At 47.6% G+C, this 11,824-nt stretch carries 9 protein-coding genes; 7 read left to right on the top strand and 2 right to left on the bottom strand.

Annotation, left to right across the window (positions count from 1 at the left end):
- Positions 1-3 precede the first annotated feature (3 nt).
- From asnB to R0137_RS06915, 6 genes are all read left to right on the top strand, one after another.
- On the top strand, positions 4-1,887 hold the full coding sequence (gene asnB / locus R0137_RS06940) for an asparagine synthase (glutamine-hydrolyzing) (RefSeq protein ID WP_407329601.1): 1,884 nt from the start codon (positions 4-6) through the stop codon (positions 1,885-1,887).
- On the top strand, positions 1,884-2,921 hold the full coding sequence (locus tag R0137_RS06935) for a sulfotransferase (protein WP_407329599.1): 1,038 nt from the start codon (positions 1,884-1,886) through the stop codon (positions 2,919-2,921). Before asnB ends, R0137_RS06935 begins: the two co-directional genes overlap by 4 nt.
- 359 nt (positions 2,922-3,280) lie before the next feature.
- Positions 3,281-4,174 carry a glycosyltransferase family 2 protein gene (locus R0137_RS06930; protein ID WP_407329597.1) on the top strand — a complete coding sequence of 298 codons (894 nt, stop codon included), beginning with the start codon at positions 3,281-3,283 and terminating at the stop codon, positions 4,172-4,174.
- A complete protein-coding gene (locus R0137_RS06925) occupies positions 4,165-5,226 on the top strand; it encodes a YncE family protein (RefSeq protein ID WP_407329596.1) in 1,062 nt (353 codons plus the stop codon). Before R0137_RS06930 ends, R0137_RS06925 begins: the two co-directional genes overlap by 10 nt.
- A gap of 232 nt (positions 5,227-5,458) precedes the next feature.
- Positions 5,459-6,727 (top strand): hypothetical protein, encoded by a 1,269-nt coding sequence (locus tag R0137_RS06920; RefSeq protein WP_407329595.1) that lies wholly within the window; start codon positions 5,459-5,461, stop codon positions 6,725-6,727.
- 83 nt (positions 6,728-6,810) lie between these two features.
- Positions 6,811-7,620 carry a 50S ribosomal protein L11 methyltransferase gene (locus tag R0137_RS06915; RefSeq protein ID WP_407329593.1) on the top strand — a complete coding sequence of 270 codons (810 nt, stop codon included), beginning with the start codon at positions 6,811-6,813 and terminating at the stop codon, positions 7,618-7,620.
- Positions 7,621-7,850: 230 nt separating this feature from the next.
- On the opposite strand, the gene R0137_RS06910 is transcribed toward R0137_RS06915, so the two are convergent.
- Together R0137_RS06910 and R0137_RS06905 are read right to left on the bottom strand one after the other, a co-directional pair.
- Positions 7,851-9,119 (bottom strand): glycosyltransferase, encoded by a 1,269-nt coding sequence (locus R0137_RS06910; protein ID WP_407329592.1) that lies wholly within the window; start codon positions 9,117-9,119, stop codon positions 7,851-7,853.
- A gap of 409 nt (positions 9,120-9,528) precedes the next feature.
- The gene (locus R0137_RS06905) at positions 9,529-10,392 is read right to left on the bottom strand and encodes a glycosyltransferase family 2 protein (RefSeq protein ID WP_407329591.1); all 864 of its coding nucleotides are present in this window, start codon (positions 10,390-10,392) and stop codon (positions 9,529-9,531) included.
- Positions 10,393-10,718: 326 nt separating this feature from the next.
- Here R0137_RS06905 and R0137_RS06900 point away from each other — a divergent pair, with 326 nt between their 5' ends.
- Positions 10,719-11,663 carry a glycosyltransferase family 2 protein gene (locus tag R0137_RS06900; protein WP_407329590.1) on the top strand — a complete coding sequence of 315 codons (945 nt, stop codon included), beginning with the start codon at positions 10,719-10,721 and terminating at the stop codon, positions 11,661-11,663.
- Positions 11,664-11,824: the final 161 nt, after the last annotated feature.

Genomic DNA, 11,824 nt, shown 5'->3' with positions numbered 1-11,824 from the left:
GCTATGTGTGGCATAGCCGGCTTTACGCAAATCCATAAGCCTATCGGCGACGAGCAGTTGCTCTTACGTATGGGAGAGGCGATTCGACACAGAGGGCCCGATGCCCACGACTCCTACCTCGACAGTGGCGTCGGCTTGCATCATCGGCGCCTATCTATCATTGATTTGTCGAAAGCCGGCACTCAACCTATGCATTCGACGTGCGGGCGTTACGTCATCGTCTTTAATGGAGAGATTTACAACTTCATCGAGTTACGTCAATCGCTAGAAAACGAGGGTCACGTGTTTCAGACCCACACCGATACCGAAGTTATTCTTGCCCTGTACGCAAAGAAAGGACGCGAATGTCTTGGTGATCTCAATGGAATGTTTGCCTTTGCGATTTGGGACAAGCAGACCCAGTCACTATTTTTAGCTAGAGACCGAATTGGCAAAAAGCCCCTCTATTATACGTTCATCAATGGCGACATTGCCTTTGCATCTGAGCTAAAAGCTTTACTAGCCGCTGACTTAGTCAAACGCACCGTCCGCCTGGATGCGCTCTACGATTTTTTTGCCTACCAGTATGTACCAGACCCAAAGTGCATTTTTGAAGGCGTTTATAAGCTTGAGCCTGGATATTGGTTGGAGCTAAACGCAAAAGGGCATCAAAAGCAGCAGTATTGGGATGTATCGTTTACCCAAACAGCTATTGGCGAAGACAATGCACGCGGCAAGCTTAAATGTCATATCGACAACGCCACAAAGCGACGCATGATTGCAGATGTTCCCTTGGGAGCATTCCTATCCGGAGGTGTCGATTCCAGTGGGATAGTCGCAACCATGGCCCGACAAAGCAGTAAGCCGGTAACAACCTGCTCTATAGGATTTGATGAAGAGCGCTTTAATGAAACTGAATTTGCGCTGAGTGTCGCGCGGCAGTACGAAACAGACCACCACGAACATACCGTACGCGATACTGTTGCCGAAAATTTAGAGGAGATAGTGGGCTACTTTGACGAGCCTTTTGCCGATCCTTCACTGGTGCCGACGTACTTTGTTTCAAAGCTTGCCCGCCAACACGTCACAGTAGCCTTAGCGGGCGATGGTGGAGACGAAATTTTTGCTGGGTATGAGAAATATACGATCGACGCGATTGAAAACAAATGGCGCGAACGCACACCTCGATGGCTACGAGTGCGACTATTTCCGTATATATCAAAAGCCTTACAACACTCATCGGTCAACTTTCTACGCAGAACGTCAACTTTTCTAGATGCCCTAACTAAAGACTCAGCCTTGGCTTTTTATCAAACCAACGCGCAAATAACTGACGATCAATGGCGCCGAATAAGCTCAGACTCTACGAGAGAACAGCTTGGCATTTATCACCCAAGTAAGCTAACTATCGACGCCTATACCAACTGCGACGGCGCTGACCACCTGTCGCGCATCCTCTATACTGATATCAAAACGTATTTGTCCGGTGACATTCTTGTAAAGGTCGACAGAATGAGCATGGCCCATTCGCTGGAGGTGCGAGCTCCGTTACTAGACTACACTTTGGTCGAGTTCGCGGGCTCGCTGCCGTCCGACCTGAAGCTTTGCAACGGCGAAAAAAAGTATCTTCTGAAGAGTGCATTCCGGTCAGGTTTGCCCGACGACATCCTGACCCGAAAAAAAATGGGTTTTTCGCCGCCCGTAGCGGAATGGTTACGAGACGACCTAAAAGGCCTAGCCGAAAAAGCCCTCTTCGAGACGAATGCTGGATTGTTGCGTTTCATGGAGATCGAGTCGATAAAAAAAATCTGGGACGAGCATCAAAGTGCCAAAAAAGACCACGCTTCGCTCCTATGGAGCTTGCTAATGTTTCAGCTGTGGTGGAACAAATATATGCAGCAAACATGAAAAACTTTCTTAAACACCAAGCGATTGATCTGTTTATACGCTTTTTGCGCCATTCAGATGTTGCGGCGGAAAGTGATCGACAGTTTCACTCAAGGCACAAACATCTTCCGGCTATCAGCAATGACGCTAGTCCTTACTCTGATTTAGGTAAGCCGATATCATCGGGTGCGACAGAGAACGCAATTTTTATTACCGGACGATTCCGTAGTGGCTCCACACTGCTATGGAACATGTTCAGACAGATGAACGAATGCACCGCGTACTATGAGCCGTTCAACGAACGACAGTGGTTTAATCCCCACGTTCGAGGAAACAAGGTCGATGCGACACATCGTGGCGTCGATGACTACTCTCGAGAGTATGATGGGATGACGCACCTCGCAAATCTCTATAGTCTCGATTGGATAAAAGACGACCTATTCATGTGTGCAGATACGTTTAATCCAAACATGCACCAATACATCAGTGAACTGATAGCCCACACAGGTAACACCTCTGTTCTTCAGTTTAACCGTGTGGACTTTAGGCTGCCTTGGTTGAAACACCACTTCCCGTCCGTCCCTATTGTTCATATCTACCGTCACCCGAGAGAGCAATGGGTCTCCTTTCTGGCAGACCCTCAGAAGATGCAAGCTAGCAACATAGAAACGACATATAAAGACAGCTTTTATCTCGACACTTGGAGTGACGGTCTAGCGCCGCATTTCCCCTTCCTCAACCGAGAAACAACACCACATCCTTACAAACGCTTTTATTACATCTGGAAGCTATCATGGCTGTTTGCGAAAAAATATGCCGACACGAGTGTCAAATACGATGATTTAGTTGCCAGGCCAAGAGAGAACTTTCACAAAGTACTCGACGAAATCGGATTCAACAAAAACGCAAGCTTAGATGATGCCCTGAAGGCTGTTGACCCGCCCAGCGCCAAGGATTGGTCAGTGTACGCGCCTGACGAATGGTTCCGAGAATGTGAAAAAGAATGTGAAAAAGTTTTGAGTCAGTTTCTTTGCGGGAAACATCATTCAATTTGAGAAAACCGTTTGATCAAGCCTGAAAAAATAGGCGTTTGGCGTTTGGCGTTTGGCGTCAATCGAGTAATCCCTCAAACCTGAATAAAGCCGAGAAACATAGGAAATGACATCTAGTGGGAGTCGGCGGGGTGAGCAGCTTTTAGGCGCTAATTCTAAAAACGTGAGGCACTAAAACTGAGGATGCCGCGTGTTGTGAAGCACGCCTCAACTAGTAGACCCAAGATTAGTATTTCGCCTGTTTATTGATGTTTAGCAAGTAATATTGTAGCTGATACATGTGAAGTGTTGATCGAAAAGCAGGGGCCATGAAGCTAGACATTATTTTTTCAACTCACAATGGGTCGGCTCGGCTTGACCCAATGCTTCGAGCTTTTAGAGAGCTTGAAACCCCCGCATCACTGCAAGTATCGATTATTGCTATCGACAACGCGTCTACCGATAACACGGCGGCGCTGCTTCGGCAGTTTCAATCAGATCTTCCGATCACTGTTTTGGAACAGAAAGAACCCGGTAAAAACAAATCGCTCAACCTCGGCTTGCAAGTTAGCACTGCTGACTTGGTAATTCTAACCGACGACGATATTCTCCCCGATACAGATTGGCTAGTGCAACTTGCAGATTGCTGCCGAACACAACCCGACTTCGACTTGTTCGGTGGAGTAATCGCTCCACATTGGCCCAAGACTCCTCCACGTCGGCTGCTCAAATCGATACCACTAGGCCCAGCATACGCAATAACCCCAGCAGACATCAGGACAGGCCCCTGCGATGCTCTATGTATATGGGGTCCAAACATGGCCGTTCGTCGTCGGGTGTTCTCAGCCGGCTATCATTTCGATGAGCGATTTGGGCCTAAGGGTGAAGACTACGTCATGGGGGGTGAATCTGAGTTTCTTCAGCGCTGCCAAGAAGGTGGGCTCCGAGGCTATTTTGTTAAGAGTGCCAGGGTTCGCCACATCATTCGTAAAGAACAGTTAACACCAAAGTGGTTGTTTGGTAGGGCCTACCGGTTTGGCAGAAGCCTCTTTTACGAGGACGTGCCAAAACGTGGAAGTCGTCCTGAAACAGCAGAACTCATGGGCGCTCCAAGATGGGCTATTCGCCAACACATACAGTGGGCAATAGTCGCAAAACTCACCCTTAATATGGGCTATAACGCTATTTGGAAAGCAGGACTCCACAAAGGTTACATTCATGAGTATAAAGTTTGGAATCGCCACTTAACGGAAAAAGGGGATGACGTTTGGAATTAGCGCATGACTTACTTTTGCGACGCTTTGGGCAGTACCGAATGCGGCGCATACGACAATTGCTGCCCTACCCGAAGATATGGGCGCTCGCGTTCGGAAAGTCCATTCCATCAAGCTCTTATGTATCGAGAGATGCTTCGCTACGTCGTCCAGAGACAATCTGCCTATCTAGTAAAGGCGACAAGGTAGTTGTGAGCAATACCGGCTCAAGCGGAATCGCAGTTCTTGGCATTACAAATAGCTTGTTTGGAATACACAAGATTACCGCGCAGGAGGTATTTATAGATAAGGAGCTTTACCGTTACGCTCACGGCGCGTCTTTTGGTGCCAATGATTCCGCAGTAATCGCGGTTGGAGAATATGCGGACACAATGAGCGCGTTTTCTCTAAAAGAACCGCCTGGGGAGAACTCATCCCGCATTCTATGGGTCGTACGCGATCCTGCCCATGGTCTCGATCATCCTGCAGATGTAGCGATCCACCCGGGCGGCCAGTGGCTAGCAGTGGCAAATCGAATGGCCGCAGGCCTAACGTTTTTTCGAATAGAAGACCCGAATCTACAAGAAGCACCCAACCATTCGTCTCAGATTGATACCCCATCTTTGAATTTATTGGGTCTAGGCGCCCCTCATGGAGTTGCATTTTCCCAGTGCGGCACCGTCATGTATGTGACTCACAAACCTTACTTCAATAATCCCAGCGATACCGGTCAATCCGCTGTTTCGGTGTTTTCTTGCAACTCCGCACCTCCAGACAGCTCGCCTTGGGACCCCCTCGCAATTTACGATTGCGGCTGTGCTGAACTGCACCATGTTGCGGCGCACCCAAGCGAATGGCTCTTATGCGTAACAAACTCTCAAGGCAATGCTGAAATCTTAGAATGGTGCCCCGACAACGCCGCTATCAAACAGAGAGGGTTTATAGATGTCCACCGTATAGGTGAAGGCGCAAAAGGTGTCGCTTTCACCAACTCTGGTGAACATATCATGGTAACAACCGAGCTTAACGAGATTCTTTTCTTTAAACTGTCGCGATACTTTCGCAGGCATAAATGAGTCGCTACAAGCTACCTGCAGGGTTCTGACAATTTACCAACCAGGCAGAATCCCTGGGAACACGGGCCAGAGACTGGTGTTCCTACGACAACAATGACCCAAGCGTGCTTCACTGAGTTGAGCGCGGCATTAAAGGGAAGAAAGGCAACGAAATGCTCGAGAAAAACCACTTAACGGCCCTACAGACGGTTACCTTCTCAGTACTTCGAGACGAAAAACCGGGAGCGTTGCCATGAAACATCGGCTCCGAAAGACCAAGGAAGCATTCTTAAACACGGCAAGGAAGCTTGACTGTTTTGTTTTTGACCGGATAGGCCCAATCAAGGCCCTTTTCTTGGTTCACGACCTTCGTGGCTTTCAACAAATGCAGCCACTGATCGCCGCATTGCTGGCGCGTGGGGTTGCAGTGCGAATCAGCCTGATTGACACCGCCACAATAGAAAGCTATCACCTAAACCAAATAGACCACCAACTTACAAAACTTTTTATACCCGTGAGGTTAGGCAGACTAAAGAAATGGCATTACATTTTTCAAAGTGAAGTGACTTTTTTCTATCCCGCTAGGTTTGCTACTCGCGTGCAGCTTTCACATGGGTCCGGCTGGGGCAACCTTACAACCTATCCCTGCAACACACTCAAAACCATTCAACGCCAAAGCAGCATTTCAATCAGTGTGCTGTATTCCAACGCGCACCTTGAATACTTTAAACAACATGATGAACAACTAACGAAAAAGCAGGATTTCCTATGTGTCATAGGTGGCTCGCCTAAGCTAGACGCACTGAAACCTCTAAGCCGGACAGCGATCGCCTCTCTTCGTAGCTCACTTGGTATGCAAGATATAATCACTGTTGCAGTAACGTCACATTGGCGGCCAAAGAGTATCCTGCCACGCTTTGGTGAGAATTTGATTGACGCTATAACAACTGAATTTTCACAGCCAGTGCAAATTGTAATTTTGGGCCATGAAAAGCTTTGGGAAGAAAACGAAGAGCAAATCCAAGCGCAAAAGCAAAGCTCACTGGCCGAGAGAATAGCAGGCAAAGTAGCTTTAACAGCAAATACGTTCTTTATACGAGACCCTAAGCAACAACGCGACTATCTCAGAGCCTCAGATATTGTTGTTCATGACAATAGTTCGGTGCTCATTGAGTGCCTTTGCCTTGAAAAATCCACCGTATTTCTGCGGACTCCAGAGACGATGCCCATAGAGCCAACAATCGCTGACGTCTACATTCGTGCAGGACAATGTTTTTCTTCTTTAAGTGACTTACCAAACGCAATCAGCCGCGCCCTAATCAACCCGAGCGAGCGTCGCTCAATCCAACGCGACATGTTAGCTCTCATGGTCAGTAGGCGTGGCAATTCAGCTGACTTTCTAGCAGACCTGGTCGTCAAAATTGGTCGAGTTTCAGGACCCAAAAGTCATGGGTGGGCTAAAGCAAGGAAACTTATAGCTTTCGCTAACGCTGAATTAGATCATCAAAACGCCCAGGCCTAGGCTTCACACCAGATCGCTCTTACAACGTATACCAAAGAGCCAACTAACATTAAATTATAAGCAGGCAGAAAGAAGGAGGTCTTATGCAAAATCCATACACATGGGCTCGAAGAGTCGCTCGTCGAATCGCGAGACGATTGTATGTAAGGCTTTATGGCCAACCAGAGCGTCTTCGCATAGAGGCTGAGTCCTATAGGAAATCGTTCAAAGAGAGAGTTCGCAGCGAGTGCGAAAGCAAGGTGGCTACCGGATTATTCAAAGGGCTGACTTTTTCTGAAGCCCACAGTTGGGGCAACGATCTCGGCGCTATGTTACTCGGATCTTATGAAAAAGAAGTCCTCGCAAAACTAAACAGCACACAGCTCAAAGACTATGCCGCAATAGTGGACGTTGGTTGCGCCGACGGGTTCTATGCTATTGGGCTTGCGCGTATCTGCCCGAACGCAAAAATGTTTGCGTACGACCTGTCCGCAAGAGCAAGACAAGTGACGACAGAGAATGCCCGTTTGAACGATGTGCTCGACAGAATAGAAGTGCGGGAGTTTTGCGATCCGGTTGAACTACAAAATCTGTCGAATTCCATCAAGGGTAAAATACTGGTTATCGTAGATATTGAAGGCGCCGAAACCGATCTTATTTGTGCTAGTAGCTTACCCGCGCTTGAAAGCGCTGACTTATTAGTCGAATGCCACGACAGAGTTTCTGGCGACCACTATCGCGACCTCGAGAATTTGCTGAAGCAAACACATAGTATTGAGAGAATTCTAAGGGAAGGACGGAATCCAAATGACTACCCTAGCTTAGAAAAAATGCCGGATCTAGAGTTCGTAACGGGCCTTTGCGAAATGAGATCAAGATCGTCTAGCTGGCTTTGGGCTAAAGCGAACTCTTAGAGCAAAAGATAACATTAAAAGACTCTCCGCTGTCGGTTCCGCACAGCATAAAAAGCGATCCGCTTGCATTCCTGGAGCCGATACAACAACAAAAGCCTCTTTAAGCTCGGGGGCCGCTAATCAACTATGCACGTGTTGCTGACATTGCAGATCCTGTTCCTTCGGCAACCAAGGCGCTAAGATGCAAACAGTCCACACAATTGCAGCAAGTGTCTAAGGAGGAAATACGATCAAACTAAACACTCAAGAATATCGTGAGTAGCAACCTGATGATCGTAAATGCTGCGACATTTAGCCAAAGATTGAGCCACCAAACGACCTCGTAAGGCTGGATCACTTATCAAGCGCATACACTGCTTGGCAAAGTCTGCAGGCTCGTCAGCGATCAATAAGTCCTCCTCTGGAGTGAGATTTAGCCCCTCGGCGCCCAATGTTGTCGATACAACGGGGGTTCGCATCGCAATAGACTCTAATATTTTTATACGACTACCACTGCCGAAATGAATAGGCGCTATGGCCAGATCTGCGTTCGCGTACCAAGGGTCTAAGCTCTCGACACCGCCCGTTACACGAACCAAATCAATTTCATTGAGTTGCGTCACTTCTGACGTAGGGTCGAAGCCGACGATGTTAACCGAGATTGGCACTGCACAAGACGAACGAAGAATTGGCAATACTTCTCTGCAAAACCACACAGCACCGCTTACGTTCGGTGCGTAATACATGGAACCGACAAACACAATAGAGACAGCACTAACATCGCTCGTCTGCTCCTTAGGCTTGACCTGCCCACTAAAATCGTAAGAGTTCACTATTGATACAAAACGATCCGTATGATGACGCGCATTCATTGCCTCTGCATCAAGCGAAGAGCAAACGAAGATACACCTGAACCAATACTTCAAATGCCGCTCAAAGTAAGCCAACCGATATGCGCGAATTGAGTTTGCCAGAACTAATTCACGCCCCATACGACGACGCTCTACCTGAACGTTTCGCTTCAGAGAGATAGACTCAATATCATCCAAATCAAGGGAAGCCGGCCCGACTATCACTCCAATCTTCTTGAGAAACCTATAGATTGGCACGTTAGCAAGTCTATACACTAGGACTACTGAGTATGGCCCTTCTCTGTTTACTTCGTCTATGACCTGAAGAATTTCCGCGTGTGACAGGTTGTTAGCAGACAAGGATGGATACAAAGCCCCCAGCACAGCGCCCATAAGTTGCGCTCCCTTAAAATTCTTGTCCCCCACGATCGACGTATGTGGCGTGATAGAAAGGAAGTGAAACGTGCATCCCAACAGGTTCGAGCATCTAGCTTTTCGCATCGCCTCATTTTCTGGCGTGCCTGTTATCAAAACATGGGTGTCATAGCGCGTAATCAGTGCAGTTAGATTACGATGTCCACGCTGCTCAGTGCCTGATCCGTTGGCGAGCGGCAAGGAAGAACAAATGTAGAGGGCTTTCTGCAATGATTCCATTTCCATTGTCGCCATTAAACTGCTCATCGCCCAGACGCACTAGTAGCGAACCCACTTTCCTTGAACACACTAAGTCCGGCCGGTATACCTTGAACCCGTGTTGCGCTTAAATACTGACTGACCGTCCCACAATGAGAGTGCTGCCGAATTTTGCTTCAACCGGCCCTGTTTCTTCAATAGCTGCCTTTGAGTTTCTGCCTACCAAGCGAAAACACGTCGTCCGAGGCTTTGTTTTGATTCCCGGATAGCGATCTACTAACGCTAACGCTGTTGCTACCAATTAATCTGCCCCTAAAACGTCGGGCGAAAGGGTCACATAAAATACTAGGGCCCACAGCCATTGCGAGTCTTCAAAATCAGACACACCAACTCACAGTTTTACAGAAGAAAGCATTGAGATGGCAAAGCAACTCCACCCTGAGACTCATAGTCGTTTTTTTAAGTATGTATAAAAAAAACGGCTTCTTTCGTAAAAATCAGGATGGACGTTCGAAACGTACTCCATATGTTTGACTAGGTTCAACCAAATTAGCGCTCTCACAACACCGCGGCGCCTAGGAAACTTTTTTTGCCGCAGAAGCCACACCGACATCCTGAACACAGGGAAAAGCTGCTTAAGCAAACCCCGCTCATCACGTAGCACAGCGCCCGTATAGAGTGCGCGTTTAGTCTTCTCACGATAGATCAAAACCTCATCGATTTCTTGATGCTTTCCAAAACAAAGCGTCTGTGCTGATAGCGCCCAGTCGTATGCATGAAACCCGCGGGGGGGAAAGCTATCTCGAAGAACCTCACTGCGAAACAAACCGTACATACGAGTATTGTCGCTGGGACAATACAGGTACTGAGTCACTCTCATATCAATCTCGTCTTGAACAATCGGAAATGTCCCCTCGGCGAGTGACAAATTTCCTGCAGGAGCTGTGAACTGGCACTTGGGCACACTGCAAACCACACTCGCATCGTGGTTCAAGACGGAAATACACTTTTCTAAAAAGAAGCAAGAATAATAATCATCACCTGCCAGCCAACAAAAGAACTCAGTCTGGCTCTGATCAAGCACAAACTTAAAGTTCATGTAACGTAGATTGGCCTCTTGCCTAAAGATCAGCACACGAGAGTCTACTCGGGCATAATATTCACATATCGCCCACGTACCATCTGTTGACCCATCATCCGAAATAATTAGGACAAAATCACCGTAAGTTTGCTGTAATACAGAATCTATGGAGCGCGCGAGAGTCTCTTGATTGTTAAAAACCGGCATACCAATAGCAATTTGAGGCATTTAAAGCTCACCGCAGATAAGTGCTTGCGAACGACTACGAGACTTGGGGTTACTTAACTGGGTAAGCAAAACAAACCCCTTTCTGATCGCTTACGTGAGATATTTGAGGATGGTAACAAAGCTATACACTATGCGTCCGACCCACCTTGATTTGAGTGTCGATCGCGTAAAATATAGCAATCTAGTAACCAACGCAGTAACTACCTAGTTAACGATAACGAAACGATGAAATTGATGATCCACTCCATCTTAACATCTCGTGATTCTAAGCTCTCCAAACGGTTCTCAGAAACGCCTAGCCCGCAGAAACACAGTAGCGTTTGTTAATGGCTGTCGATGTACCGTTTTTCTCTATAATTGTACCTACATTCAATGTAGAGCCATTTATCGAAGAAACACTTCGTTCACTTTTCGACCTTAAAGGCTGTACGTACGAAGTACTCGTGATCGACGACAACAGTACAGACGGAACACTCGCCATCGTAAATGCTCTTACTGCCAATCATCCGCAGTTCCACGTGCTGCAGAGTAACCAAAATCTGGGGGTAGCCGCTGCTCGCAACCTTGGAATTAAGGAGTGTAGAGGCCAATGGATCTCATTTCTCGATGGTGACGATATTGCCCTATCGAACTTTCTATCATCCAGGCTGGAAGTGATTGAGAAGAAAGACGCAGTGGATTTCATAGCGTCCGACTTTTACCTGTGGTGGGATTCAGCCCAAAAGCTTGAGTTGGCGTCCGATAACATTCCAACCTGGAACACAGCAATAAGCCTGTTTACAGGAGATCTTTTTTTCGTGGACTCGCCCAGCAGGCTTTTCATAGATCATACCTGCATCGTTCAAACTGGAGCTGCGACAATACGGAAGGACCTGTTAGCTAAAGTAGGCCTGTTCAGCACTGATCTAAAAACCAATGAAGATACACACCTATGGCACCGTGCAGCTCGTCGATCGGAGCTCTTCGCGTTTGTTAAGTCGCCAAATCATTTGTATCGACAGAGACCGCATTCCCTGAGCAATACGGACAGGGGTAAGCATGGAGATAGTCCAAAGATGTTCTTGATGCTGGCGAATGACCCGCTATTTGAGGCGGACAAGGCACATTTCAAGAGCCGAGCATTATCTCATTCACTGCAAAATACATATTACTACCGTGAATCGGGGCAGCGTCTAAGAGCAATCCGCTCCGCGTTTACAGCTTTGACCATAAGTCCTATAGAGGCAGTTGTCCTAAAGAACCTGCTCGCAAGTCTGCTGGGGTTGAGGTAGGCATAGTATGATCAGTGGGCCCAAAGATATTCTAAGTAAGTCACGACCGTCCTGATCGGAAAAACAACTTCAGGGCTTTTGGGCAATTCCGAAGTTACTTACTTGTAACGCCATTGGTAGATTCGGGTAGCACCAATAGTGGGCAAGGCCGACAAACATAG

The sequence above is a fragment of the Congregibacter brevis genome, from assembly GCF_045689245.1.
GTDB lineage: Bacteria > Pseudomonadota > Gammaproteobacteria > Pseudomonadales > Halieaceae > Congregibacter > Congregibacter brevis.
The sequence above is the reverse complement of the archived record's forward strand: the minus strand, read 5'-3'. Positions and strand labels throughout refer to the sequence as shown.